This window comes from Paraburkholderia sp. 2C, from assembly GCF_054589215.1.
The window spans coordinates 1-26,571 of record NZ_BAAILL010000013.1 but is presented as its reverse complement, the minus strand read 5'-3'; the positions used below and the strand labels follow the sequence as shown (position 1 = coordinate 26,571).

Genomic DNA, 26,571 nt, shown 5'->3' with positions numbered 1-26,571 from the left:
CCTTCGCGGCCGACGTCGGCCGCGAGCCCCGCGGCCGCGCACGACATGCCGGGCCGGTCGCGCTGCGCGGGGTTCAGGTAATGCTTCGCGAGCGCATCGACGAGCGCCTGCTCGTCGGCATCGTTCCGGATGAGCGAGCGCCACCGCGCAACCGATTCCTCGAATGCATGCGCGCAGGCAATCGCGGCCAGTTCGTCTTTCGATTCGAAATGGCCATAGAAGCCGCCATGCGTGAGGCCCGCGGCTCCCATGATGTCGGCCACCGACACGCCGTTGAGCCCATGCTCCTTGAACAGACGCGCAGAGGCGGCTTCGATCACGGCGCGGTTCTTATCGGCTTGTTCGCGGGATACGCGCGGCATGGGGATTCCTCCAGAAAAGGTGCCGAGAGCATAACTCAGACTGCACGGACATGTGTGCGGCGCCGGCTACGTATATTGGGCGACGCCGTTGCCGAACGACCAGTTTTCTTTCGCCACTTCGACAAGGCTGACAAACAGGTCCTCGCGCCTGAGACCGATACGTGCATGCAGGCCGTCCGCAAGCGCTTTGTAGAACGTGCGCTTCATCTCGACGTCGCGACCGGCGTTGAGGGTGATCTGGACGAACAGGCACTGCGGCGACCGTTCGATACCCAGATAGATCGGATCGGCCACGAAGTCGCCGGGCTTGTGTTCGCTGACCACCATGAAGCGGTCGTTGGCCGGCACGTTCAGCGTGGTGGTCATCGCCTTGTAGACTTCTTCGGTGATCGCGCTGCGGTATTCGGGCGTTTGCCCTTCGGCAAGATCGATGCGTACGAGCGGCATGGTGAATTCCTTGATGTGAGTGAGCGCCTTGCGCGGACAACGCGCGGGCCGCGCTTCACATCATAGATGGCGATCGTAATTTATACAATAAATGTTGGGTATAATTTATTTGAGTGCCTGCCGGCGCGCGTTGATGTTGTCGCGCACCTTGCCGACGATTTCAAGCGAACGGCGGCGCGCGTCGAGATCGTGGATAAACGAAAGCACCATCACTTCATCGGCGCCGGTCTCGTCGATCAGCGCAGTCAGTTGTTGTTGCAGTTGCTGTGGGCCGCCGGTCATGGCCGCGCGCAAAGCGGCATCGAGGCGCGGGCGCTCGTCACCGGTCGGCAGCGTGTCGAAATCGGCGATGGGCGGCTGCAGCTGCACGAACGACGTACCGCGCAAACGGCGCAGCGACAGTTGCTGCATCGACGAAAACAGATAGCGCGCTTCTTCATCGGTTTGCGCGGCGGTCACGACGCCGGCCACGATCACATAGGGTTTGTCGAGCACGGCCGAGGGCTCGAACGCCGAGCGGTACGCGGCAATCGCGGTGTCTCGTGCATCGGCGCCGATATGTGTGGCGAACGCAAGCGGCAGGCCCAGTCGCGCGCCTTGCTGCGCGGAGTACGGCGATGACGCAAGCACCCAGATCGGCACGTCGAGCCCCGCGCCGGGAACGGCGCGCACCTTGCTCCCGGCTTCGGGCTCGCGGAAGAACGACTGCAGCTCGCGCAGATCGTCGGGAAAGCGCTCGCGCGCCTCCTTAGTCGAGCGCAGTACTTTTTCGACCGCGTCAGCGCTGCCCGAGGCGCGACCGACGCCGAGATCGATGCGGCCCGGATACAGCGATTCGAGCGTGCCGAACTGCTCGGCGATCACAAACGGCGTGTGATTCGGCAGCATGATGCCGCCGGAGCCGACACGTATCGTCGAAGTGAGTCCGGCGATATGACCGATCACCACCGACGTCGCCGCGCTGGCGACCGTCTGCACACCGTGATGTTCGGCTACCCAGTAGCGCATAAAACCGAGCGATTCGGCCAGACGCGCCATGTCGACCGTTTGGCGCAGCGCGTGGGCGGCCGTTTCGTCCGAGCGGATCGGCGCGAAATCGAGGACCGAAAAAGGGATGGGGCTGGGCATCGCGTGTCTCCGGAAAATCGCATAGGTTTGTGACGTCCGAAGACTGTAACTGGCATGCGTCGCGGCCGTGCGCGCGTGTGCGAACTGGCCGTGCGGCGAGGCGAATTGGGGAGCGGCGGACACCGCTATGATGAACAACGGTTCTCTATGTTGTCGAAGCGTATGAACTGGCCGTGCCGCGGCACGGTAAACGCGTGGGCTGGAAGCCCGGCATCGCGCGCGGCCGCTTTGAGCCGCTTTGAGCCGCTTCGGCGGTTCGTCGAGCGGTTCATCGCTGGGTTGAAATGGGCCCCAGTGAATACCGATAGCGTGCTTCGCATGCATGTCCTCGAAAATCTGCACAGCCTCCTGCGGGCCGACGTGTTGCGGCCCGCATGAACCAGCGCGGTGCATACGCGCCGATCGGAATCAGCGCGAGATCGAAACAGCCGAAGGCCGCACCGATCTTCCGGGCGTCGCTCTAGTAACCGGTATTGCCGCCAGAATGTCGAAATATGTTTTATAACACCATGCACGCCACAAGGCATGGTCATGCCGCGCCGTACGTTCGGATACAAACCGGTTACGTTGCGACACACGGCGACATCGCGCGGCGTGAGCGCCATGGGACACTGCCATCAACCGATGGAGTCCGAAATGACGAGAACCGCCCCTTACGAAGGATCGTGCCACTGCGGCAAGATCAGATTCGAGATCGATGCGCCGGTGGCGCCCGCGGTGCGCTGCAATTGCAGCCTGTGCCGGCGCAAGGGCGCCTTGATGACGCCGGCTTTCAAGGAAGGCAATCTCCGTATAATCAGCGGTATCGACGACCTCGCGGTCTATCAGTTCAATACGCTGACGGCGATGCATTTCTTCTGTCGTCACTGCGGCGTTTATCCGTTTCATCAAACGCGGGTGGACCGGGGTCTATGGCGTGCCAATATCGGCTGTCTGCACGGAGTAGATCCTTATGAGTTTGATGCGACCGTCAACGACGGTGCCAGTCTCAGCCCGGCGGGTGACGTATGAACTGCTTCTTCCGGTTTTCCGCGTCGCTGTGCCTCGTCTTCAGCCTGACGCTGGCCGAGCTGGTTCGCCCTTTGAGCTGCGCCTGTGCGTACTCCGAAACGGAGAGAAGGCCGCGCAACCGGAAAGGGGCGGCTAGATGGAAAAAGTCGAGCACGTGCTGATCGTCGACGACGACCGCGAGATTCGCGAGCTGATCGGCAGTTATTTGCAGAAGAATGGCGTCAGGGCAAGCAAGGTTTCGGGCGGCCGCGAAATGTGGGCGGCGCTCGCGGGAGAACCGCCGGACATCATCGTGCTGGACGTGACGTTGCCGGGCGAGAACGGGCTTGCGCTGTGCCGCGAGCTGCGGGCCGGACAGTGGCGCACGATCCCGATCCTGATGCTGACGGCGCTCGGCGATGAAACGGACCGGGTGGTGGGGCTCGAAGTCGGCGCGGACGATTATCTTGTCAAGCCGTTTGCAGTGCGCGAGCTGCTCGCGCGCATACGCGCCATTTTGCGGCGCACGCGGATGGCGCCGCCTGGCTTCGAGCCTATCGGCTCGCCGCAGTTTCTTCTGTTCGGCGACTGGAAGCTCGATACGATCGGCCGCCATCTGCTCGATAGCGAAGGCACGATGGTGGCGCTAAGCGGTGCCGAATATCGGCTGTTGCGCGTGTTCGTCGATCATCCGCAGCGCGTGCTGACGCGCGACCAGTTGCTCACGCTCACGCAGGGCAGGCAGACCGAGCCGTTCGACCGCTCGATCGACCTGCTCGTGAGCCGTCTTCGTCAACGGCTCAAGGACGGGGCGAAAGACCCGCGCTACATCAAGACGCTGCGCAATGAAGGTTATGTGTTCTCGTCTGCGGTGACGCCGCAGGAAGGCAATCAGTGAACGTATCGAGCATGTTCAGAGGTCCGCGCACGCTGTTCGTGCGCCTGACGCTGATCTTTTTCGCGGGCCTTGTCGTCGCGCAGCTTCTTGCGTTCTGGGCGACCGTGTCCGAGCGCAACGACGCGCAGACGTCGTTGATGATCAACAACTTCGAACGCGAAGTGTCGACCGCGGTCGCGCTGCTTGACCGCGTGCCGGCTGCCGAGCGCCCCGAATGGGTGCCGCGGCTTGCGCGCCGCAATTACAGCTTTTTGCTCGGGCCGGGCGTGGGCGGTACGCCGCCCAATGCGAAGCTCTCGGAAGAGATCAGCGCCGCGATCGAACGCAGTATCGGGCGGCGCTTTGCGATTGCCGTCAACGAAGTGCCCGATACGAAGGAGCATCTGCAGGCGCATCTGCGATTGAGCGACGGCTCGCCGCTCACGATCGATATTCGTCCTGTCGCGTGGATGCCGTTGTCCTACTGGCTGCTGGTGGTGCTTGCCGTCGAACTGGTCGTGATCGCCGTTTGCGCATGGTTTGCACTGAGTCTCGCGACACGGCCGCTGAACCAGCTCGCGAATGCCGCCGATACGCTGGGCCCGGACATGACCGCCACGCGCCTTCCGGAGAACGGGCCGGCCGAAGTTGCGCGCGCGGCCAAAGCGTTCAACGCGATGCAGGAGCGCATTCGCCAGTATATGAAGGAGCGCATCCAGATTCTTGCGGCGATTTCGCACGACCTGCAGACGCCGATCACGCGCATGCGCATTCGCACCGACCTGCTCGACGATGAAGCGGAGCGGATCAAATTCCAGCAGGATCTGGCCGAGATGGAAACGCTGGTGCGCGAAGGCGTGGCCTATGGACGCACGCTGCATGGCGCGGCCGAAGTGCCGCGGCGCATCGACCCGGATGCACTGCTCGAGAGCCTCGTATCCGACTACGAGGACGCGGGCGCGAAGGTGACGCTGTCGGGCACGATCGGTGTGCCGATCGTCACGCGTCCGGTGGCGCTGCGCCGCATTCTCGCCAATCTGCTCGATAACGCCGTGAAGTTTTCCGGCGCGGGGGAGCTTAAAACCGATGTGTCGAAAGACCGGCAGATTTCGATCAGCGTGCTCGATCGCGGGCCCGGTATTGCGCAAGACCAGCTCGAAGCGGTATTTCAGCCGTTTTATCGCGGCGACGCGTCAGGCCGTCAACGCACGGGCGGCAGCGGGCTCGGGCTTGCTATTGCCAAACAGCTTGCGCTCGCAATGAATGCGACGCTTGAATTGAAGAACCGTGCCGGCGGTGGGCTTGAAGCGCGGCTCGTGCTGGAAAAGTCTTTCTAAAAAGCGATTGCCGGTTACTTGCTGTTGCGATTGCTTCAACCAGACTGACACGCTTCAGTGTGGCCGCACGGTGCGGCTCACACTGAGCTCGCGGCACGCATCAGCTACCGAAGTAGATGTTGCAGAAGCTGACCGGACCGACACACGCGTTCATCGCCCGCGAGTGCTTCATCGGCTTGCCGGAATCCGACGAACCGTAGCTGGGCGCGCCGCCGACAGCGTCATTGGTTTGCGCGGTGTCAGCCGTGCTCGCGGTATTCGTTGCGCCGTTCTGAGCGGCGACCTTTGCTTCGGCAAGCTGGATGTCCTGCGGATAGTTCGCGTCGGCCGCGGTTTGCGGGTTATAGCCGGCCTGTTCGAGTTGCACGAGTTCGGCACGCACTTGCGCGCGGGTCAGCCCGTGATCGGTGCTTTGCGCAAAGCTCAGAACAGGAGCCGTGAGTGCAACTGCGGTGACCAGAAGAGTGGCGATCGTTTTCATGATGGTGTTCTCAATATTAAGTGAGTCGTTCAGGCGCGGCGCGGGAAGCAGTGCCGCCCGTTAAAGCCGGTGCGAGCGTGATTCGCTCAGCTGCCGGCGTACAGATTGCAGAAGCTGTTCGGGCCGACGCAGTTCGACGAACCAACCGGCGTCGCGGCAATACGCTGGCCCGCCTGGCTCGTGCCGGCCATCACACCGCCGACGCTGCCTGCGCTGCCGCTGCGTTGTTGCTGTTGCGCGACCTGTTGCGCGAAGATCGGGCTCACTTCCGGATACGACGCATCGGTCACGAAGCGCGAGCCGTTGTTTTCTGCCTGGATCAGTTCGGCGCGTACTTCAGCACGCGTCTTTTCGCCAGCCGATGCGCTATTGATAATGCCGAACGACGTAAGGGCGACAAGGGAAAGGCCGATAAGCGTTTTCGTATTCATTTTGAAATCCTAAATAGAGTGGGAAGAAGTATCCGGTTCATCGGGGCAAACATTGCTGCTTCGAGTTTTATTCCTGCTATTCCTGTCGCGTTCGCGGCGTTTGTCGCTGGACGCTACGAGATGCAAAACACCGTATCGTCTGAATTTATTCCCGACTGCGTTCGCGACGCTTGACTGCGTGCTACGTAGTGACGAACAGGGCGAAACCTTTCTTTATTCCCACTTTTTTTCGACGAAGCGCATGCGGGGCGGAGGAAGAGCGGGAAGAACGACGGGAACGGATGCGCGAGCGGGGCACACGCGGGGTAGAAGAACCCGCGAACACGGGCGCTGGGCGCGCCCGAAGGCCGATTTGCGCTGCTTCGCGCTGATTCGGCTTCGGGCGTAATGGATTGTTTCAAATGGGGCAGCAAGGCAGGGCAGCGCAAGGCAAGCTGGTTGGCCGGGACTCGCCACGGTCCTATGGGACCGATATGGACGGCCTATGAAGAAGCCGCTGGCTGCTGCAACAGCGCCCGCACGCGCTGCTGCAACTCGGGCGCATGCAGCAGGTTCGCCGGTTTCACCAGATGCCTGATTTCAACCATCAGCCGGTGAACGTCCGGGTCGACCGCGGCAAGCTGCATGACGCCCGCCTGGTACTCGCTTCGCTGCTGCAGGTCGGCTGGCCGTTCGCCCTTCGTTTGCGGATAGGCGAGATCGAGCGAGGTCGTGCCGGACCACGGCGCTTTCACGAGGTCCTCCATGTCCTTCAGGAAGGCCGGCCCGATGGTTTCGAGCGAGCCGGCACGGCCGTCCGAATCGGCCAGCAGACGGTGCAGCGTCACGGCCTCTTTCGCCGCGACGCTCATGCCCTGGCCGAACACTGGATTCGTATTGCAGACGGCATCGCCCAGTGGCAGCAAGCCAACTGGAAAGTCGGGGAGGTCGGCGAAATGCCGCCAGCGGCTTTCCGGGTAGCCAAAGCGCACAATCGGCGCCTCGCGCCGGCCCCGGCGCAACGCCGTGCTGATTGCCTGGTTCGGCAGGCTGTCCGCAAAGGCGAGAAACGCGTCGTCTTCGGTGGGCGGGATGTCGCCGAGACGGCCGGCCAGCACGGCGTCCCATAGACCGTTTTCGCGTTTCACGAGGAAGCCGGCGCGGCCCTGTTCCGGTGCCTTGCCGTGCACCCACGCCTGTTTAAAGTCGGGTTCGGCGCCGTCCGGAAACGAATAGAGCGTCGTGCCGTAGGTGAGATCGGTGCCGACGGTGGTTTCCGCAGGCATCGGGCGGCCCGTTGCCTTGAGGAAATCGAGCGTCGGTACGCCGCGGCCGCTCGCATCGATAATGAGCGTCGCATCCAGTTCGTCGTGTTTGCCTTCGCGCGATTCCACGCGCACGCCGCTTGCCCGATTGCTCTCATCCGCAACGATCTCGATGACGCGGCTCAGTTCGCGCAACTGGACGTTTTCTCGTTTGAGCAACTGTTCGCGCAGCACTGCTTCGAGCAGCGGCCTCGACAATTGCCAGGTGTAGACGTTCAGTTCGCGGCGCGGCAATTTCGGCGCGCCGGCCAGTTCGAAGTGCGCATCGGCGCCTACATCGGCCCGTTGCGCGCCCACCGCGACAAGGTGCGTATGAAACCCCGGGAACAGTTCGGCGAGCGCCGCGGCGCCGCCGGACAGCAGAACGTGAAGATGTCGGGTCTGTGCGGCGCCGGGCCTCGGGCGCACCTCGGCGGGCAACTCGTCGCGCTCGAGCACGACGACCTGCCCGAAGTGGTTGGCCAGTGCCGCGGCGGCGGCGAGACCGCCGATACCGGCGCCGATCACGACCGCGCGTTGTTCTGCAAAGCGTTTGTCCATTCAGGCTCCGTCAATAAATAAGCCGGCCGGCGATACGATGAGCCGGTCCGCCGAATCAGTAACACCCGGTGCGGGGGGCTTATTCCGCCATGCGTTTAACGGCATACGGTATGGCATCCTATGGATCGGCAATGGTGTCTTGACATGAATCGGTGAACTGTTGCCGCTGATGACGATCCGATAGCTCGGATAGAATGGTTTCCTTACATCGTGATTGTGATGCGGTCGGGGTCGGGTGGGAGTACGGGCGAATATGGAAGGTAACTGGAAGTTTCAACTGCGGGTGAGCGTTTCGGCGCCGCTTGCCGCGGTCTTGCGCGGCGACCCTTCGTGCGCGGCGCACGCCGCGCTTCATGATGTGCTGAAACGGCATGGTGCCTCGATGATGTGTCAATACGACGCATTCGCCGAATATGTCGAGGAGGCGCAGCGCTTCGGACCCGAAAAATATCCGCTCTACGAGTGGACGCGCGACACGATCGACAATCCGGAAAAAAAGGCGAAGTACCTCGAAACCTTTACCGTATACGTCGGCGACGAAGCCATTTACGACCGGCAGATTACGGATTCCTTGCAGGCGGAGCTGTCGGCGCTCGTCGATCGGGAAGAAATCAGGAATATCGCGCGCTTCGATACGAATCCCGCCAACAATCCCCAGCCGCCCGCCGCCAGGCACTGACCGGCGGCATTTTCCAAGCCGTGCAACAATCCTCACGCGCGTGCCGGGCGCCCGAGCCTGCGCCGCTGGAGGAGCATGCGCGTTCGACTAAAGTCCCCCTGAATTCCGGAGAAACAGAAGATGAAAGCTGTCGGTTACTACGAGCCCCTCGCCATTACCGAGCCGAAGGCGCTGATCGATATCGACTTGCCGGAGCCGAAGCCCGGCGAGCGCGATCTGATTGTGGAGGTTCGCGCGGTGTCGGTGAACCCGGTCGACACGAAAGTGCGCAAAAGCCGCAAAGCCGAGGGCGATGTGCCGGTGGTGCTCGGCTGGGATGCGGCGGGCGTCGTGCGCAGCGTCGGTTCGAAGGTGACGCTGTTCAAGCCCGGCGATCGCGTCTGGTATGCGGGCACGCTGATGCGGCCGGGCACGAACAGCGAACTGCATGCGGTCGACGAGCGCATCGTCGGGCGCATGCCGGACAGCATCGATTTCGCGGCGGCCGCGTCGTTGCCGCTGACGGCGGTGACCGCATGGGAAATGCTGTTCGACCGGCTGCGCGTGCCGACGCTTGGGCATACGGCCGCCGGCGGTGCGCTGCTGATTACCGGCGCGGCGGGCGGCGTGGGCTCGATCATGGTCCAGCTCGCGCGCAAGCTCACGGGTCTGACCGTGATCGGCACGGCATCGCGCCCCGAAACGCAGCAGTGGGTGAAGGACCTCGGCGCGCATCATGTGATCGATCATACGAAGCCGCTTGCCGCGGAACTCGCGCGCGCCGGCATTCGCGAGGTGCAATACGTCGCGTCGCTCACGCATACGGACCAGCACTTCGCGCAGATCGTCGAGGCGCTCGCGCCGCAAGGCCATGTCGGCCTGATCGACGACCCGGAGATGATCGACGTGCGGCTGCTCAAGCGCAAGAGCGCCTCGCTGCACTGGGAACTGATGTATACGCGATCGATCTTCGACACGCCCGATGTGATCCGGCAGCACGAGATCCTGAACAAGGTCGCCGACATGGTCGACAGCGGCATGCTGAAGACCACCACCGGCGAGCATTTCGGCAAGATCAACGCGGACAATCTGCGGCGCGCGCATCAACTGCTCGAAAGCCATCGTGCGAAGGGCAAGATCGTGCTCGAAGGGTTCGGGAAGTAACGCGCGTGTCTTATTCGCTGGCCGTTTCGTTGCGTATGCAACGAAGCGGTGCGACCTCGTAACCGATTACCGGTGCAAGCGGCAAACAGTAACCGGTAATCGCTGGAGTCAACGCGCTGCCGTTGCGTTAAAGCGAATTCCTTCGTTGATCGTGCAACGATACGTGCCGCGCGAGGTCGCGGTGTCGGCGCCGTTCGCGGCAAACGCGGTGTCGACGGTCACCGTGTTGTCGGGCATCACGTGGTAGCGCACGTATTCGGTAACCGGATGATTTTTCGGGTCCAGCGTTCGGTGTTCGTCGATAAACGCGATATAGCGGCCTTCCGGAATCAGAAACGACCCGATGCTCACGCCGCCGCGAATCGCGGGGCCGGCCTTGCCGCTTTCGGTCGACGTGCAGCGGTTCATCTCGAGCCGCAGGCTGACGACGCTGTGTCCATCCATCAACGCCTGCTCGATCGCCGCATAGTTCGCGAGCGCGCCGTCGGCCGGGGCCGTGGCGGCGCCCGCGTGCTCGCCGAACAGCGCCAGCGCTGCGATCAGCGCGACGCCGGCGATGCGCGGCCGCGCGGAGCGATTAAACCGCTTGGGCCTGCAGTTGTTGTTGTTCGGGCTTCGTCGTGCAGCCGTTTGACGACCGATCATGGTTATATCCTCGCGAGTGAGTGGGGAAGTGAATCGAATGCGGTGGATTCGACTTCGTTGAACACGCGTACCCGCAGGTTTATTCCTCCCCGACCGGCTGCGGCGCAACGCGCAACCATTGCATGAGCGGCCTATACACGAGTATGCATTGCGTAAGCCGATGAACGGTTGAACGAGACTCACCGACAATGGCGGCATTCGTACAGGATGTCTAAGCTTGATTCATCGGGCCTGCTTCCAGGCTCGCCGGGTTCGGGAGCCGTCATGAATGTCCTGCATCATTGGATTTATCTCGGGAGCAACGCGTACGACGAGTACACGTTCGTACCGTGGCTCAACAAGAATGTCTACCGGCGCACCGTCGCGCTAAGCGCGATCTGCATCCAGTAAGGCCGCGCCCGCGCGCCGCCCAACCGCGATTGACGCAGCGTAGACGGGCTGTCAGTATGAAGCGCTTCTGCACAACCAGACTCCGTTTATCGCATGCGCGCGCCTCAACATCTGAATGCGCTGCGGGCCTTCGAAGCCGTGGCGCGCCACTTGAGCTACGTGGGCGCAGCCGAAGAATTGCACGTCACGCCGGCGGCGGTCGGTCAGCTGATACGCGGGCTCGAAGAGACGCTCGACGTCGAGCTGTTTCATCGCGCGCCGTCGGGGCCGTCGCGGCTCATGCTGACCGATGCGGCGCGCGCGGTGATTCCCGATCTGCAAGCGGGCTTCGATCTGCTGTCCACGGCGGTCGAACGGCTCAAGGCAAGCAAGGCGCGCATCGCGATCGCGGTGACGGTGCCGCCCGCGTTTGCGCACAAGTGGTTTTTGCAGCGCGTCGAACGCTTCCAGCGGCGGCACCCGTATTACGACCTGCGTATCGAGGCGAACGGTCAGCTGGCCGATTTCACCGTGGACCGCATCGACGCGGGCATTCGCTATGGCGCGGGCCACTGGCCCGATCTCGATGCGACTTTCCTGTTGCGCGACGAATACTTTCCGGTTTGCAGTCCGACGTTGCTCGACGGTGCGCATCCGCTGCGCAAGCCCGAAGACCTCACGTTTCATCCGCTGATTCACGATACGTCGATGCGCGACGCGCCGGTGTTTCCGACCTGGCGGTCGTGGCTGCGGCGCGCGGGGCTGCCGGAGCTCGTCGATTGCGATCGCGGTCTGCAGATCAACGATTCGGCGGCCGCGTTGCAGACGGCGATGGCGGGTCTCGGCGTCGCGCTCGGCCGCACGACGCTGGTCGAGCGGGATCTCGCGGAAGGGCGGCTCGTGCGGCCGTTCGGCGATGCGCAAAGCTGCGAGCTTGCCTACTATGTGGTGCACCGGAAGGAAACCGGACAGACCCCGCCGATCGTCGCGTTCAAGGAGTGGCTGATCGAGGAAGCGGGCTCGCGCTAGCGCGACATCGCGGCGGCGAACTGCCGCTCCTCTGCTGCAAATGCGCTACGCTTCCAATAGACTGTGCGCTGCGCGCAAGACGGCCAGGAAGCACCGGGTTGCCACTCCCACGCCGCATTGCGGGGCGCATCGCGCGCGGCTGGCGCCTTTTCTGTCATAACTATCGAATCAAAACGGGGGATGCGTTGCAAAGGGTGATCCATTTCCGGCTATCGGCTGGCGTCGCGGTGCTGGCGTTGACGCTGCTGCTGCACGCGAGCAGCGCGGTTGCGCAACAGGCGCCGGATACATCGGCCATGCCGTTCCATAGCGACGACCCGGTGGCTGTGCGCGCCGCGCTGACCGGCAAGCCGGAAGAGGGCGGCAAGCGTACGCTGCGCAGCCGTCTGCACGACCTCGTCGCGGCGATTCCGCACGGCGCGTCGCATGGCGCGGCCGCATCGAGCGTCGACCCCGAACAGCGCAATTTCGTGTTTGTGGTGAATGCGCCGCTCGGCATTCTTTACCGTGCGAAAACAGGGGTGCTGACGGTGGACGTGCCGCTCGCCGACGACGACCGGCCCGGCTACATTGTGCTGAAGAAAACGGTCACCGGGAAAAGCGGCCGGCGCCTCGTGATTGCGCCCGACGCAAAGGCGAAGGGCTACGTGCAGAACATCGACCGCATCGACCTCGAAACGTCGGGCAAGCGCACCATCGCGCGCGGCCGGCTGCGGCTTTCGCAAACCGCGTTCAACGCGGCGAACGGCGATTTCGCCGTGGCGATTCTGTGCCACCTCGTGCCGCCATATATGACCGACGTGCACGAACACCAGGATCCGACCGACGAGGAACCGACCGACATTACGACGCGTACCTCGACCCTGCATGCCGACGTCGATGAAGTGTGGCTGATCGATGTCAGCGACGGCACCGTGCTGACCACGAAGCTGAGTCTGGCGAAGTAGCAGGCAGGCAGCAGAACGTAGTACGCGGAATTAGCGCACCGCGAGTTTTTCGACCAGAAAGTCGACCAGCGCGCGCACGCGCGACGATAGATGCCGCGCATGCGGATACAGCAGAATGAACGGCCGCGAGCGCCCGCCTTTATCTTTGAGCACCTCGACGAGCCGCCCCGCACGCAGATCGTCTTCGACGACGAACCGGTACGTCTGAAACAGCCCCGCGTCGTGGCGCGCAAGTGTCGCGCCCGCCAGCACATCGCCCGATGCGCCGTAGCCGCCATGCGGCACGAGTTCGAATTCTTCGCCGTTGTCGTTGAAAATCCACGGCACCGGGCGGCCGCTGCTCGGCAGTTCGAACGCGATGCAGTCGTGCGTCTGCAATTCGTCGATCGACTGCGGCGTGCCCGCGCGCTTCAGATAGGCGGGCGAGGCAACGACCACGAGCTCCGCATCTTCGAGCTTGCGCGCGATCAGGCTCGAATCGACGGGCGCGCGGCCGCGAATCGCGAGGTCGAACGCTTCGTCGGCGAAGTCGATGTTGCGATTGGACAGGTGCGATTCGACCTGCACATTCGGAAAGCGCTCGCGAAACTCGGCAAGGATCGGCAGCACGCGGTAATGGCCATACGGCGTCGGCATGCTGATGCGCAACAGGCCACTCGGCGTGGTCTGCTGGCCCGTCACTTCGCGCTCGGCGTCGACGAGCTGGTTCAGCGCGGACCGGCATTGTTCGAAGTAGTGGCGGCCCGCATCGGTCAGGCGGATCTGGCGCGTCGTGCGCACGAACAGCCGCACGCCGAGGCGTTCCTCGAGCCGCGCGATGGAACGGCTGACGGCCGCCGGCGTGACGCTCGCAGCCGTTGCGGCAAGCGTGAAGCTGCCGAGTTCCGCGGCAAGGCAGAAGAGTTCGATGCTGCCGAGCAGGAGGTCGTCGAATTGTCGTTGCATGAAGAGTGGGCCGTGGGGCCTTCGTCAAGGGCGCGTTGCACACCGGGTAGCCGAGCTTACCACTTGCCTGCCGTCGCGCCGCCGCCTACCGCGAACGCCGCGCCGGTCGTGAATTGCGCGGCGGTCAGATACAGCACCGCGTCGACGATATGCTGCATTTTGCCGCGATGGCCGGCCGCAAATTTGCCGCGCCTCACGGCGCAAACTGGAACTGCTCGAATCCGTGCAGCCTGTTTTCGATCGCAGCCTTGAGCGGTTGCCGCTTGCGCGTGCCGATCCAGTTCCATTGCTGGATCTGCAGCGCGCGACGCTCGCGGTCGGCCTTGAGGTCGATTGCGGCGACGATCTCGTCGTCGACGAGCACCGGCAGCGCAAAGTAGCCGTACACACGCTTTTCCTTCGGCACGTACGCTTCGAAGCGATGGTCGTAGCCGAAAAACAGATTGAGCCGCTTGCGCTGGATGATTAGCGGGTCGAACGGCGACAGGATATGCACGCCTTCCACGTGCTCCGGAATCGCGGCCAGCGTTGGCGGGGCCGCCCAGTGCTCGAGCTTGCCCGCACCTTCTATCTTGACCGGCACAAGCAAGCCCTGCCGCACGCGCAGCTCGATGGCCGCGTGCACCAGCGGCTTGCGCTTCGCGTTCAGGTGACAGACGGAGTCGAGGCTCACCACGCCTTGCGAGCGCAGCGCGCGCTCGAGCAGATATTCCGTGGTTTCCTTTTCCGTTGCGCGCCGGGGCGGCCGTTCCCAGTTGAAATGCCGCTCCATCAATTCGTAGGTTTTCAGCATGCCCGAGCGCTCGCTGATGGTCAGCTTGCCGGTATAGAACGCGAGTTGCAACGCGCGCTTCGAGGGCTTGCGGCTGGCCCACGGGTGGTCTTTTTCGACCGGGATGTCGTCGTCGATATCGCGAATCGACAGCGCGCCGTTCTTGCGGATGCGCGCGAGCACCTTGCGCAGGTCGGAGGGCGTGACCGAATCGAACCAGGCTTTCGGCGCGATCTGGTGCAGCTTCATGTCCGCGAGATAGTACTTGAGGTCGCGGGTCGGTACGTACGATAGCGCGTGCGTCCAGTACTCGAACACGGTCTTGTCGACGCTTTGCGCCTGGCGCAGATGCTCGCGCTGATAGGCGGGAATGCGGCTCCACAAGATATGGTGGTGGCAGCGCTCGATCACGTTGATCGTATCGATCTGCACGTAGCCGAGATGTTCGATCGCGGCGAGCGTGGCGCTCGCGTCGGCGCCGAACGGCTCGGCCGTGTCGAGCCGCTGCGCGCGCAGCCAGATGCGCCGGGCCTCGGCTTGCGTGAGCGAGGCGGGGATGGGCGTGGCGGATGTGCGCGGCATGATCGTTTGTTGGCGATTCGGGTTGGATGGCGTTCAATCGGGCATGCTGATTTTATGCGAAACACCGCTGGCGCGCCCAGGGTGTGCGCCAGCGGTGTTGCAGTGCGGCCGGCGTGTCGCTATGAGTGCCGCCGCGAGTGTCGCCATGAGTGCCGACCGACGATCGATCGATGCCGCTCGCCGCGGCAAGCGCTGTTCGTTGCGTGCGCAACGACATCAGATCTGCGTGAGCCCGCCGTCGACCACGAGTTCGGCGCCCGTCACATACGACGCGTCGTCGCTCGCGAGAAACAGCGCGGCCTTTGCGACTTCGGATGCTTCGCCAAGACGCTTCAATGGGACGTTCGCTTGCAGACCCGCGGCGGCCTGATCCACCTGTTCGGCCGACAGGCCGAGCTTGCCGTGAAACGGCGTCGCGATCGGACCGGGGCTGACCGCATTCACGCGGATACCGCGCGGCGCGAGTTCGGCGCCGAGCGAGCGTACGAGCGAGCGCACCGCAGCCTTCGTCGCGGACAAAATCGACAGACCCGGCGCGCCGACTTCATTGAGGAACGACGTGGTCACGACGATCGAGCTGCCCCTGGTCAGATACGGCGCGGCTTTCTGTACCGTGAAGAAGAGCCCCTTGAAATTGAGCGCGAACTGCTCGTCGATCTGTTCGCCCGTCACTTGGTCGAACGGTGCGGCGGTCGCGGCGCCCGCATTCGCATACACGATGTCGATGCGGCCGAACTTCGCGATCGTTTCGGTGATGACCGCGTCGATATCGGCCGGGTAGCGCAAGTCCGCGCGAAGCGCGAGCACATCGCGGCCGAGTTCTTCCGCGGCACGGCTTAGCCGCGCCGGGTTGGTCCCGACCACCACCACCTGCGCGCCTTCGTCACGAAACAGTCTGGCAGCTTCGAAACCGATGCCCGAGGTGCCGCCGGTGATCAGAACGACTTTGTCCTTCAGCTTCATGTTGCTTCTCCATTTCGGTGAGTGAAGCGGGTAAGCGAAGTGCGCTTCCGTTGGAGAGAACTATCGTTTTTCCGGCCCGAACTCACAAACGAGAAGAAATGCGCGGCCGGAATAGAAAAGCTTTCGCGGGGAACGCGAAGCCCTGATCGGCGTCTCAGGCTGGAAAGCAGGACGTGTTGCGTTGCAAGCAAGCCATTTGCAGGCCACTCGGTCCGTATTAACAAAATCCGAACGCGATCTTAAGAAATAACAACTTCGTAAAGCCGGGCGCGCGGTGCATAGTGGTCGCCAAACCAGCATATTGGCCGGAGACACAGCAATGCCAGAACCGAATCCCCCGCTGGACGCCTGGGTGGGCCGCGGCGAATCCCGCGAAGACCACGTGTCGGCGTTTCCTGTCACCGCGCTTGCCGCGACGCTCGAGCGCCAGGTTTCCCCGAACACCGTGCCGCCGCTTTGGCACTGGCTGTACTTTCTGCCGGTCGCGCCGCTTTCCGAAGTCGGCCCGGACGGCCACCCGAAGCGCGGCGGTTTTTTGCCGCCGGTCGAATTGCCGCGCCGCATGTGGGCGGGCGGGCGCCTGACGTTCCATGCGCCGCTCGAAGTCGGCGGCACGGCGACGCGCACGTCGACCATCGAAAAAGTGCATGAAAAAACCGGCCGCACCGGCAGGCTCGTGTTCGTGACCGTTGCGCATCGCATCACGCAGGCGGGACGCCTCGCGATCGAAGAAGAGCACGACATCGTCTATCGCGATCCGCCGTCGCCGGCCGAAGCCGGCAAGGAACCCGAGCGGGCGCCCGCCGGCGAACGCTGGAGCCGCGAGATCCGGCCCGACCCGGTGATGCTGTTCCGCTACTCGGCGCTGACCTTCAACGGCCACCGCATTCATTACGACTTCCCGTACGTCACGCAGGAAGAGGGCTATCCGGACCTGATCGTGCATGGTCCGCTGATCGCAACCTTCCTGATCGATCTCGTGCATCGCGAAGCGCCCGACGCCGTGGTGCGCCGCTTCGAATTTCGCGCGCAGCGTCCGACCTTCGCCAATCGCCCGTTCAAGGTATGCGGCATACCGTCCGCCGATGGCAAGACCGTCGAGCTATGGGCGAAAGATCATGAAGGCTATCTGACGATGCGCGCCACCGCGCAGCTCGCGTAAGCGCCCGGCCACGTCCCACACCGAACCCGATCGACCCGATTCATCATGCAGACCACTCACTCAGATTCATTCACCGATATCCGCGAAGCAGTCCGCGATCTGTGTTCGCAATTCCCGGCCGAATATTTCCGCAAGATCGACGAGGAGCGCGGCTACCCCGAAGCCTTTGTCGATGCGCTGACCCAAGCCGGCTGGCTCGCCGCGCTGATTCCGCAGGAATACGGCGGCTCGGGCCTCGGCCTCACCGAAGCGTCGGTGATCATGGAAGAGATCAACCGCGCGGGCGGCAACTCGGGCGCCTGCCACGGCCAGATGTACAACATGGGCACGCTGCTGCGGCACGGATCGCAGGAACAGAAGCAACGTTATCTGCCGAAGATCGCCAACGGCGAACTGCGCCTGCAATCGATGGGGGTGACCGAGCCGACCACGGGCACCGATACCACGAAGATCAAGACGACGGCGGTGCGGCGCGGCGACCGTTATGTGGTGAACGGCCAGAAAGTGTGGATTTCGCGCGTCCAGCATTCGGATCTGATGATTCTGCTGGCGCGCACGACGCCACTCTCGGATGTGCAGCGCAAATCGGAAGGGATGTCGATCTTTATCGTCGATCTGCGCGAGGCGATCGGCCATGGCCTGTCGGTGCAGCCGATCATGAACATGGTCAATCACGAGACCAACGAACTGTTTTTCGACAACCTCGAAATTCCCGCGGAAAACCTGATCGGCGAGGAAGGCAAGGGCTTCAAGTACATTCTCGACGGACTGAACGCGGAGCGCACGCTGATTGCGGCCGAATGCATTGGCGACGGCTACTGGTTCGTCGACAAGGTGTCGCAGTACGCGAAGGAACGCATCGTGTTCGGCCGGCCGATCGGACAGAACCAGGGCGTGCAGTTTCCGATCGCGCGCTCGTTCGTCAATGTCGAGGCGGCGAGCCTGATGCGTTTCGAAGCGGCGCGCCGCTTCGATGCGAACGAGCCGTGCGGCGCGCAGGCGAATATGGCGAAGCTGCTGGCCGCCGATGCATCGTGGGAAGCGGCGAACGCGTGCCTGCAATTTCACGGCGGCTTCGGCTTCGCGTCCGAGTACGACGTCGAGCGCAAATTCCGCGAAACGCGCCTGTACCAGGTCGCGCCGATTTCGACGAACCTGATCCTGTCGTACGTGGCCGAGCATATCCTCGGCCTGCCGCGCTCGTTCTAGGAGCCGATCATGCGACCTCTCGATGGCATCAAGGTGGTGACGCTCGAGCATGCGATTGCCGCGCCGTTCTGCACGCGGCAACTCGCCGATCTCGGCGCGCGCGTGATCAAGGTGGAGCGCCCCGGCGCCGGCGATTTCGCACGCGGCTACGACGAACGCGTGAACGGCATGTCGTCGCATTTCGTGTGGACGAACCGTTCGAAGGAAAGCCTGACGCTCGATGTGAAAAACCCGCAAGCGGCGGCGATCCTCGCTGCCTTGCTCGCCGATGCCGACGTGCTCGTGCAAAACCTCGCGCCGGGCGCGGCCGAGCGCCTGGGACTCGGGTACGACACGCTGTCGGCCGAGCATCCGCGGCTGATTGTCTGCAATATCTCGGGGTATGGCGACGACGGCCCGTATCGCGACAAGAAAGCGTACGACCTGCTGATTCAAAGCGAAGCAGGGTTTCTATCGGTGACCGGGTCGCCCGACGCGCCCGCGAAAGCCGGCTGTTCGATCGCCGATATCGCGGCGGGCATGTATGCGTACTCGAATATTCTCAGCGCGCTGCTGCTGCGCGGCCGCACGGGCAAAGGCTGCCGCATCGAGGTGTCGATGCTCGAGAGCATGGTCGAGTGGATGGGATACCCGATGTATTACGCGTTCGAAGGGCAAACGCCGCCCGCGCTCTCGGGCGCCTCGCATGCGACGATCTATCCGTACGGGCCTTTTATGGCCGGCGACGGCCGCACCGTGATGATGGGCCTGCAAAACGAGCGCGAATGGCGGCTCTTTTGCGAAGACGTGCTTGGCCAGCCTGGACTCGCCACCGACGAGCGTTTTTCGTCGAACTCGAAACGCAGCGCGGCACGCGACGCGTTGCGCGACATCATCGTGCAGGCGTTTTCGGGCATGAGCGCCGCGCAGGTTGCCGAGCGGCTCGACAAGGCCGGCATTGCCAACGCGCAGATGAACTCGATGCATGACGTGTGGGCGCATCCGCAATTGAAGGCGCGCCAACGCTGGACCTCGGTCAGCACATCGGCGGGCGCGGTGCCGGCGCTGCTGCCGCCGGGGCTCGGCGAAAACTTCGCGCCGCGCATGGACGCGGTGCCGGCGCTTGGCGAGCATACCGATGCGATCCTGCGCGAACTCGGTTACGACGCGGCGCGTATTGCCGCGCTGCGCAGCGCGAAAGCGGTTTGAAACTGGCGGGCGCGTGGCGCCACAACACTGAACGTCGAACACCGACTCCACCGACTATCGGAGACGCACAATGACTTCCCCATCCTCCGCCGCTGCAGCGGGCAATCAAGGCAACCAGGGCAACCTGAGCAACCTGAGCAACGAAAGCGAAGTGCTCGCCGCCTTCGCCGCGAATCTCGCATTCGAGCGCATTCCGCATGATGTCATCGAGCGCACCGTCAATCTCTACGTCGACTGGCTCGGCTCCGCGCTTGCCGGCAAGGGTGCGCGGCCGGTCGAAAGCATCGCGAAGTTCGCACGCGCCACGGGGCCGTCGGACGGTCCCGCCGAAGTGCTGATCGACGGCAGCCGCACATCGCCGTTCTTTGCCGCGATGGTCAATGGCGCCGCCTCGCATTTCGTCGAACAGGACGATGTGCACAACGGTTCGGTGTTTCACCCGGCCGCGGTCGTGTTTCCGGTCGCGCTCGCGCTGGCGCAGCAGCTTGGCGCGTCGGGCCGCGAGATGATCACGGCGGCGGTGGCCGGCTACGAAGTCGGTATCCGTATCGGCGAATTCCTCGGCCGTTCGCACTACAAGGTGTTTCATACGACGGGCACGGCGGGCACCGTGGCGGCCGCCGCGACGGCCGGTCGTCTGTTGAAGCTGTCGCCGGCCGCGATGCTCGACGCGTTCGGCTCCGCGGGCACGCAGGCGGCGGGCCTCTGGGAATTCCTGCGCGATGCCGCCGATTCGAAGCAGCTGCACACGGCGATGGCCGCCGCGAACGGCCTGATGGCCGCGCAGCTTGCAGCCGACGGCTTCAAGGGCGCAAAACGCATCCTGGAAGGCGCAAAAGGGATGGCGGCCGGCATGTCGTCGGATGCCGATCCCGCGAAGCTGCTCGACCGGCTCGGCGAACGCTGGGCCACCGTCGAAACCTCGTTCAAGTATCACGCCGCGTGCCGCCATACGCATCCGGCCGCCGACGCGTTGCTCGACGTGGTTGTCAAGAACAGGCTGAAGCCGCAAGACATCGAACGCGTCGTCGCGCATGTGCACCAAGGGGCGATCGACGTGCTCGGCGCGGTCGTCAAGCCGCAAACCGTGCATCAGGCGAAGTTCAATATGGGCACCGTGCTCGCGATCGTCAGCCATTACGGTTATGCGGGCGTCAACGAGTTCGAACAGCATTTTCTCGCGGATCCGGTTGTCGCATTTCGCGGCAAGGTCGAGATGGCCTACGACGAGGAGGTGGACGGCGCCTATCCGGCGCGCTGGATCGGCAAGGTCAGCGTGTATCTGACCGATGGCCGCGTGCTGCATGGGCGCGTGGACGAGCCGAAAGGGGACCCGGGCAATACGCTGTCGCGCGATGAGATTTCGACGAAGCTCAGGCAACTGGTGAAATTTTCGGGCGCGCTGGCGGATGCGGATGCCGACGCGCTGCTCGAAGCGGCGTGGCGAATTGTCGACGAGGCGCGCGTCGGGCGCGTGGTCGGGCAGCTTGCAACGAGTCATCGCGCCGACACGGCGGTTGCAGCATGAGCGCGCCGTGCTCGTATCTGTTCGTGCCGGGCAACCGGCCCGACCGTTTTATCAAGGCCCGCAACGCAGGCGCCGATGCGGTGATTTTCGATCTCGAAGATGCGGTGCAGCCGGCTGAAAAAGCGCTGGCGCGCGATGCGGTGGTGAATGCGCTCGACGATGCGGCGCTTGCTCAACTGCCGCTCTATGTCCGCATCAACGGCGCGCAAACCGAATGGTTTGCCGACGACGTCGCAGCCCTCGCCGCGCGGCCCGGTCTGGCAGGCCTGATTTTGCCGAAGGCCGAAGACCGCGAATCGATCGCGGCCATCCGCAAGTGCGCACACGCGGCGCTTGCCGTCTCGCCGATCATCGAGTCGGCGCGAGGCTATGCGCGGCTCGACGAGGTATGCGGCGCTGAATCGGTTGATCGGCTGATGTTCGGCACACTCGATTTTCAACTCGATCTCGGCATGGAAGCGAACGATGACGAACTGATCGCGTTCCGTTCCGGCATCGTGCTCGCCTCGCGTGTGGCCGGTCTCACCGCGCCTGTCGACGGTGTCTCGACCTCGATCGACGATCCGGCATCGGTCGAAGCCGACGCACGCGGCGGCCGGCGCCTCGGCTTCGGCGGCAAGCTGTGCATCCACCCGAAGCAGCTCGCCGCCGTGCATCGCGCCTATGCATGGAGCGAAGCCGAGTACGACTGGGCGAAGCGCGTGCTGCGCGCGGTCGAAGCAAGCGGCGGCGCAGCGGTCGCGGTCGACGGCAGGATGGTCGATTTGCCCGTCATTCTGAAGGCGCAGCGCATCGCGGACACCCCGCGCCGCAACGAATAGCGCATTCGGTTTTGCTGAATGCGGCCTTTGAAAAAAGCAAATTGCGCGGCTGCGGCTCAGACGGCACTCTTCCCAGGTAGCAGGACTGCATCGCCGTTCGCCCGATGCATGCAAGTGCTCGTCCAGAAGCACGGCGAACGGTTTCGAACACAACCATAACGGAGACGGATTTGGCTATCGTCAACTCGGGCGCTCGCCTCGATCGCCTGCCCATTACGTCGTTTCACTGGAAGATCCTGTTCCTGATCGGAGCGGGCGCTTTCCTCGACGCTTTCGACATCTACCTTGCGAACGGCGCCCTGGCCGCGATGGTCAAGACCGGGTTTACCGATCTGCACGTCGGGTCGTTCTTTATTTCGGCGACCTTTCTCGGCATGATGATCGGCGCCGGTCTGTCCGGCTATCTCGGCGACCGCTTCGGCCGGCGCTATTCGTATCAGGCCAATCTCGCGATTTTCGGGCTCGCATCGATTGCCGCGGCGTTTGCACCGAATATCTACTGGCTGATCTTCCTGCGTCTGTTGATGGGCATCGGTCTTGGCGCCGAACTCGTCGTGGCGGCCGGCACGCTCAGCGAATTCGTGCCGCCGGGCACGCGCGGCCGCTGGATTTCGCTGCTCGCGCTGATCACGAATTCGGGGCTGCTCGGCGCAACCGCCATCGGCTACTGGGTGATTCCGCATCTCGGCTGGCGCTATATGTTCGCGATTGCGGGCGTCGGCGCGGTGATCGTCTGGGTGCTGCGTCACCGGATGCCGGAGTCGCCGCGCTGGCTCGAGACGGTTGGGCGTCTCGACGAAGCGGAGGCGACGGTTGCCGAAATCGAGCGTGAAGTCGCGGCGAAGGTCGGGAAGTTGCCGCCGGTCGCGCATGTGTTCAATCATGAAGCGCCGCGCGCGCCGTTTTCGGCGCTGTTCGAGCGCGGTGTGATCGGCCGCACGCTGGTCGCGGCGCTCACCTGTATGGCGATCAATATGTCGCTGTACGGATTTGTTGCGTGGCTGCCGACGTTCTTCGTGAAAGAGGGCCTCACGATCGTCCAGTCGCTCGGCTTCGTGCTGCTGATGTCGTTCGGCGCGCCGATGGGTGCGGTGGTCGGCTACTTTATCGCGGACCGTCTTGGGCGGCGTAACGGGCTCGTGCTGTTTTCGGTGCTGACGGTCGTGCTCGGTTACGTGTATGTGCAGATGCGCGATCCCGCGGCGATTTCGGTGGTCGGCTTCGCACTCGTCACGACCATTTATACGGTCTGCACGCTGGGGCTGTTCGGTTACATTCCCGAACTGTTTCCGACGACACATCGGCTGCGCGGCACCGGTGTGGCGGGCACATGCGGACGCGCGGCGTCGATGAGCACGCCGTATGTCGCGATCGTGCTGTACACGCATTTCGGTGTGACGGGCGTGGTGTCGATGGTAAGCGCGGTGCTCGTGTTGATGAGTCTTGCGATTCTCGTGCTGCGTATCGAAACGAGTCAGCAGACGCTCGAATCGATTGCCCCGGAAATCGTGCCGAACGAGGGCGCGGCGGGCGGTATCGATGCGGTGGTGAACCGGTCGACCCAGGCGTAGCGCCGGTCGTGCTTTAGAGGCGGTGCTGCAAAGGCGGTGCTGCAAAAGGCGCACTCCAACGCCGATGTGAATCGGGCATGCGGAGTGCGCAGCGTGGCCTAGTAAGCACCGGTGGTTTTGCGCTTGCGCCGGCGGCCGGTCCCAGTGCCATCCGCGCCGCCGCTGTCGAAGCGGATCGGGTTATCCATGTACGCGTTCAGCTTGTCGCGCGTCCATGACTCAGGATTACCGACCGTCGAGATGATGCCCGTTGTCGAGCCGCCGCCGAGCAATACCGTGAAGATCCCGCGCAGCGGAAAATCTGAATACGCCGGTTTGCTGAGGTCGAACGGTTCCGAACGGATAAACATATCCTGCGCCGTCGCGCCCATTTCGGCCTGAAAATACGCGGGAAACTGCAGCGCAAGGATGGTCGGATTCACGTTGTGATAGTCGGAACCGATCGCCGGATCGCCCATCAGGTAGCTGCCGCCGGTTCCCCAATGCTGGCTGTCGAAGTCGGCTGCGACCGCGTCGTTCGTGTTCGGCGTGCGGCTTGCCGGGATCTGCCATGGCATGACCGGAAGCTTGAGCGCGCGGCTTATTCCTTTGCAGAAATCGAAGTAGCGCCCCCATTCGCGAGGCCCGTAGCAATAGCCGTTGACGTACGCGCGCTGAGTGAAATCGTCGGCTTCGTAGCGATCGATGGCGAGGAAGTGCGGCTTCCAGTCGCCGCTGTAGACGCCAAGGTTGTCGACATACGTGGCGGTTTGCTGCGCATAGGTGAGCGGGTCGCTGTCGTCGTAGATCCATTCGGACTGCCCAACGCCCCACAGATTGATCTGCCAGCCGAACACGACCTTCGGCGCGACCGTGTACACAAGCCAGTTCACGGCAGCGACGTAGCCTTTGATGTTTTCGGTGATGCTCGATGGAATCGTGGCGCTGACCGACCAGTGGTCGAGCGCGGTTTGCAACGGTGCTCGCACCGGCATTCCATAGCTCGGCCCATAGCCGGCTTGCTGGCACGCACCGAGAAAATCGGGGTTGACGATAAAGCCCGCGGGCACCGGATGCGCGCTGTCGATCGTCTGGTTGGCCGTGTTCAACGAAAGGATCAGATTCGCGAAGCTGTGCGCATGCTGGTCGGCATCGGCAAGCATGCCGGGGGTGTTGCCGAGCGAGAGATTGCAGGTGTACGAGATCATGACCGGCAGCACCGGTTGGCCGCCCAGTTGCGTTTCGACGCCGCGTGCGAGCGTAATGGTCGAGCTTGTTGCGGTGTCTGCGCTCAGGTAGGTGCTAGCGTCGCCGGCGCCATCGTTGCCGGCGTACTTGAAGACGGAACATGCGCGTGCGCTGGCGAAATCGGCCTGATTGCCGGGCGTGAGGTCCGCACAACCGCCGAAGGACAGATATGACGGAAACCCCGGCACGTCCAGACTGGCCGACGCCTCGATCGACACTTCGAGGGTTGCCGCGCTCGAGCCGCCGACGACCAGTTGCGTGGGCATTTCGACCGCGTACACGATACTGCCGAACAGGAAATCGGCGGACGAAGCCATATAAGTGTCGGGTTTCACGGGGACGCTGAATTGCGTGAGCTGCGTCTTGACCGCGATCGTCTGCGTGTAGCTCATGCAGATGCCGGAGAGCCGCAATGTGACTTCCTGCGGCAGGGGCGCGTCGGCCGTCACGTCGATCGACACGGTGGCAAATCCGCACATGTCCACGGGCGTTCGCTGGACCATCGCATCGGTTATCTGCACGGTCTGCAACTGGTTGGCGAGCACCACTTCAATGTCGCTGAAGTCATAGCGGACATTGTTGAGCGACACATCGTCGATCGTTACCCGTGCGGTACCGGAGGCGGGGAGCAAGCGCACCTGCGTGGTCGAATTGATTCCGCTCGAAAATGCCGCTAGCGTTTTTCCGTTCGTCGCGTCGACAACGGTGACGTTCAGCGTTTCCGTGTCGAGGCCGCTGAGTGCGCCGATGACGATGTCGAGCGCCCCCGAGCGCTGCACCGCGCCGAACGACACGTTGACGGGTACCGTTGCATCCGCGCTGATGGTCATGGTGTCCGGCGAAATGACAAGCGGCGCGATCACGGTTTGATCCTCCGTGCCGACGGTGTTCCCCTGAATCGTGTAGTCGCCTTGCGCGAGCGTCTGGCTGACTGTGGCGCCGTACTGGAGCGTCGTGGACGTGATCGTGCCGCCGCGCTTGAACTGAATGACAGGCGCGATACCGGACACGGCCGGGTCCGGTGCTGCCGCGCACGAGATCGACGCAGTGCCGTTTATATCGGGAGACTGGTCTGCCGCAATGACGAACGAGTTGAGCCAGGAATCGGTGTCCTGGGTCAGATCGCCGCTCACGCCGATGGTGATCTGATCCCCGGCGTTCATCATGTGCGGTTCGCTGAAATCGAGTTTCAGCGAAACGGAGAACAGGTTGGTGTCGAGCTGGGTCGAGTCGACGTTGGCGGTGGTCGACACCCACAAGCCTGCAAAACTCGCGTAGACGTCGGTGTTGGCAACGGCGGCTGGCGAGTTGAATGACATCGACAGATACTGGTTGACCTGTACCGGGCTGCCATCTTCGTAGCGGAGATTGGACACGATCATCTGACCGTACCACTGCCCAGCGCCCTGAGCGACGACTGCATCGTAATCGATTTTCATCATGCCTCCAGGAACATCGTGAGATTGCGTACCTGCACCTGCGATACATCGATCCGATATGGATACCTAAATATTTATATTGCGATAGATATTCGATGCGTCGAGTTCAGGTACGGACGATTATAGAAAGCGAAATGAAAAAAATCGCGGGGCGGTTTCGAACACGTTCAGAAAGTGTTAACGCGAGGTGGCAGGCGGCGCGGGCCGGAGCGTTGCGATGAGTGGCGATGATGGGTGACGATGGAGAGCGCTCCGGGAGCTGGACGAGCGTCCAGCTCCCGGGCGCGAGGATGGGGGCGCGAACTAACCGAGCGAACTGACCAGCTCCGGTACCGCGCTGAACAGGTCGGCTACTAGCGCGTAGTCCGCGACGCTGAAGATCGGCGCCTCCGGATCTTTATTGATCGCGACGATCACCTTCGAGTCCTTCATGCCCGCGAGGTGCTGGATCGCGC

Annotated in this window: 25 protein-coding genes and 1 pseudogene; 14 read left to right on the top strand and 12 right to left on the bottom strand. The window is 63.3% G+C overall.

From position 1 onward, the window contains the following. The 3 genes from ACYPXD_RS03120 to ACYPXD_RS03110 all read right to left on the bottom strand — a co-directional run. The coding region (locus ACYPXD_RS03120) for a TetR/AcrR family transcriptional regulator (protein WP_459707342.1) at positions 1-362 on the bottom strand (362 nt) is incomplete at its 3' end. A 66-nt stretch (positions 363-428) separates the two neighbouring features. Then, positions 429-809 carry a tautomerase family protein gene (locus ACYPXD_RS03115; protein ID WP_459707340.1) on the bottom strand — a complete coding sequence of 127 codons (381 nt, stop codon included), beginning with the start codon at positions 807-809 and terminating at the stop codon, positions 429-431. Positions 810-914: 105 nt separating this feature from the next. Then, positions 915-1,937 (bottom strand): LLM class flavin-dependent oxidoreductase, encoded by a 1,023-nt coding sequence (locus ACYPXD_RS03110; RefSeq protein ID WP_459707338.1) that lies wholly within the window; start codon positions 1,935-1,937, stop codon positions 915-917. 636 nt (positions 1,938-2,573) lie between these two features. On the opposite strand from ACYPXD_RS03110, the gene ACYPXD_RS03105 reads away from it, so the two are divergent. From ACYPXD_RS03105 to ACYPXD_RS03095, 3 genes are all read left to right on the top strand, one after another. Beyond that, a complete protein-coding gene (locus tag ACYPXD_RS03105; RefSeq protein WP_459707415.1) occupies positions 2,574-2,948 on the top strand; it encodes a GFA family protein in 375 nt (124 codons plus the stop codon). A gap of 136 nt (positions 2,949-3,084) precedes the next feature. Beyond that, a complete protein-coding gene (locus ACYPXD_RS03100; protein WP_459707336.1) occupies positions 3,085-3,825 on the top strand; it encodes a response regulator in 741 nt (246 codons plus the stop codon). Continuing rightward, a complete protein-coding gene (locus ACYPXD_RS03095) occupies positions 3,822-5,141 on the top strand; it encodes a sensor histidine kinase (protein ID WP_459707334.1) in 1,320 nt (439 codons plus the stop codon). Before ACYPXD_RS03100 ends, ACYPXD_RS03095 begins: the two co-directional genes overlap by 4 nt. Before the next feature lie 100 nt (positions 5,142-5,241). Here ACYPXD_RS03095 and ACYPXD_RS03090 read toward each other — a convergent pair whose 3' ends face one another. From ACYPXD_RS03090 to ACYPXD_RS03080, 3 genes are all read right to left on the bottom strand, one after another. After that, a complete protein-coding gene (locus ACYPXD_RS03090; protein ID WP_459707412.1) occupies positions 5,242-5,625 on the bottom strand; it encodes a DUF4148 domain-containing protein in 384 nt (127 codons plus the stop codon). 83 nt (positions 5,626-5,708) lie between these two features. Then, positions 5,709-6,053 (bottom strand): DUF4148 domain-containing protein, encoded by a 345-nt coding sequence (locus tag ACYPXD_RS03085; protein WP_459707332.1) that lies wholly within the window; start codon positions 6,051-6,053, stop codon positions 5,709-5,711. A 482-nt stretch (positions 6,054-6,535) separates the two neighbouring features. After that, a complete protein-coding gene (locus ACYPXD_RS03080) occupies positions 6,536-7,897 on the bottom strand; it encodes an NAD(P)/FAD-dependent oxidoreductase (RefSeq protein ID WP_459707329.1) in 1,362 nt (453 codons plus the stop codon). A gap of 253 nt (positions 7,898-8,150) precedes the next feature. Between ACYPXD_RS03080 and ACYPXD_RS03075 the strand changes: the two genes are divergently transcribed. Next, positions 8,151-8,576, top strand: coding sequence for a hypothetical protein (locus ACYPXD_RS03075; RefSeq protein ID WP_459707327.1), 426 nt, complete (start codon positions 8,151-8,153; stop codon positions 8,574-8,576). A 120-nt stretch (positions 8,577-8,696) separates the two neighbouring features. Continuing rightward, the gene (locus ACYPXD_RS03070) at positions 8,697-9,719 is read left to right on the top strand and encodes a zinc-binding alcohol dehydrogenase family protein (protein ID WP_459707325.1); all 1,023 of its coding nucleotides are present in this window, start codon (positions 8,697-8,699) and stop codon (positions 9,717-9,719) included. A gap of 108 nt (positions 9,720-9,827) precedes the next feature. Here ACYPXD_RS03070 and ACYPXD_RS03065 read toward each other — a convergent pair whose 3' ends face one another. Continuing rightward, on the bottom strand, positions 9,828-10,364 hold the full coding sequence (locus ACYPXD_RS03065; protein ID WP_459707323.1) for a VirK family protein: 537 nt from the start codon (positions 10,362-10,364) through the stop codon (positions 9,828-9,830). Positions 10,365-10,628: 264 nt separating this feature from the next. Here ACYPXD_RS03065 and ACYPXD_RS03060 point away from each other — a divergent pair, with 264 nt between their 5' ends. From ACYPXD_RS03060 to ACYPXD_RS03050, 3 genes are all read left to right on the top strand, one after another. Then, a complete protein-coding gene (locus ACYPXD_RS03060; RefSeq protein ID WP_459707321.1) occupies positions 10,629-10,754 on the top strand; it encodes a hypothetical protein in 126 nt (41 codons plus the stop codon). A gap of 93 nt (positions 10,755-10,847) precedes the next feature. Beyond that, positions 10,848-11,762 (top strand): transcriptional regulator GcvA, encoded by a 915-nt coding sequence (gene gcvA / locus ACYPXD_RS03055; protein ID WP_459707318.1) that lies wholly within the window; start codon positions 10,848-10,850, stop codon positions 11,760-11,762. A 98-nt stretch (positions 11,763-11,860) separates the two neighbouring features. Further along, complete coding sequence (locus ACYPXD_RS03050; RefSeq protein WP_459707316.1) at positions 11,861-12,709, top strand: hypothetical protein; 849 nt, start codon at positions 11,861-11,863, stop codon at positions 12,707-12,709. A 30-nt stretch (positions 12,710-12,739) separates the two neighbouring features. Here the strand turns inward: ACYPXD_RS03050 and ACYPXD_RS03045 are convergent, their stop codons facing one another. The 3 genes from ACYPXD_RS03045 to ACYPXD_RS03035 form a co-directional block, all read right to left on the bottom strand. Continuing rightward, entirely contained in the window at positions 12,740-13,654 is a 915-nt protein-coding gene (locus ACYPXD_RS03045; RefSeq protein WP_459707314.1) for a LysR family transcriptional regulator, read from the bottom strand. A 193-nt stretch (positions 13,655-13,847) separates the two neighbouring features. Then, positions 13,848-15,008: a winged helix-turn-helix domain-containing protein gene (locus ACYPXD_RS03040; RefSeq protein ID WP_459707312.1), complete on the bottom strand. Its 1,161-nt coding sequence runs from the start codon at positions 15,006-15,008 to the stop codon at positions 13,848-13,850. A 216-nt stretch (positions 15,009-15,224) separates the two neighbouring features. Next, positions 15,225-15,971, bottom strand: coding sequence for an SDR family oxidoreductase (locus ACYPXD_RS03035; RefSeq protein WP_459707310.1), 747 nt, complete (start codon positions 15,969-15,971; stop codon positions 15,225-15,227). Between the two features lie 319 nt (positions 15,972-16,290). On the opposite strand from ACYPXD_RS03035, the gene ACYPXD_RS03030 reads away from it, so the two are divergent. The 6 genes from ACYPXD_RS03030 to ACYPXD_RS03005 all read left to right on the top strand — a co-directional run bounded on the left by ACYPXD_RS03030 (position 16,291) and on the right by ACYPXD_RS03005 (position 23,450). Continuing rightward, positions 16,291-17,133, top strand: a complete 843-nt coding sequence (locus ACYPXD_RS03030) for an HTD2 family dehydratase (RefSeq protein ID WP_459707308.1) — start codon at positions 16,291-16,293, stop codon at positions 17,131-17,133. A 45-nt stretch (positions 17,134-17,178) separates the two neighbouring features. Continuing rightward, positions 17,179-18,342, top strand: coding sequence for an acyl-CoA dehydrogenase family protein (locus tag ACYPXD_RS03025; RefSeq protein WP_459707306.1), 1,164 nt, complete (start codon positions 17,179-17,181; stop codon positions 18,340-18,342). Between the two features lie 9 nt (positions 18,343-18,351). Then, complete coding sequence (locus ACYPXD_RS03020; protein WP_459707304.1) at positions 18,352-19,530, top strand: CaiB/BaiF CoA transferase family protein; 1,179 nt, start codon at positions 18,352-18,354, stop codon at positions 19,528-19,530. A 70-nt stretch (positions 19,531-19,600) separates the two neighbouring features. Continuing rightward, a complete protein-coding gene (locus tag ACYPXD_RS03015; RefSeq protein ID WP_459707301.1) occupies positions 19,601-21,058 on the top strand; it encodes an MmgE/PrpD family protein in 1,458 nt (485 codons plus the stop codon). Continuing rightward, positions 21,055-21,879 (top strand): HpcH/HpaI aldolase/citrate lyase family protein, encoded by an 825-nt coding sequence (locus tag ACYPXD_RS03010; protein WP_459707299.1) that lies wholly within the window; start codon positions 21,055-21,057, stop codon positions 21,877-21,879. The genes ACYPXD_RS03015 and ACYPXD_RS03010 overlap by 4 nt, the downstream gene beginning before the upstream one ends. Positions 21,880-22,049: 170 nt before the next feature. Beyond that, complete coding sequence (locus tag ACYPXD_RS03005) at positions 22,050-23,450, top strand: MFS transporter (RefSeq protein ID WP_459707297.1); 1,401 nt, start codon at positions 22,050-22,052, stop codon at positions 23,448-23,450. Between the two features lie 98 nt (positions 23,451-23,548). Here ACYPXD_RS03005 and ACYPXD_RS03000 read toward each other — a convergent pair whose 3' ends face one another. Then, positions 23,549-26,116 carry a hypothetical protein gene (locus tag ACYPXD_RS03000; RefSeq protein WP_459707295.1) on the bottom strand — a complete coding sequence of 856 codons (2,568 nt, stop codon included), beginning with the start codon at positions 26,114-26,116 and terminating at the stop codon, positions 23,549-23,551. A 303-nt stretch (positions 26,117-26,419) separates the two neighbouring features. Then, positions 26,420-26,571 (bottom strand): annotated as a pseudogene (locus ACYPXD_RS02995) (electron transfer flavoprotein subunit alpha/FixB family protein); the annotation flags it as partial.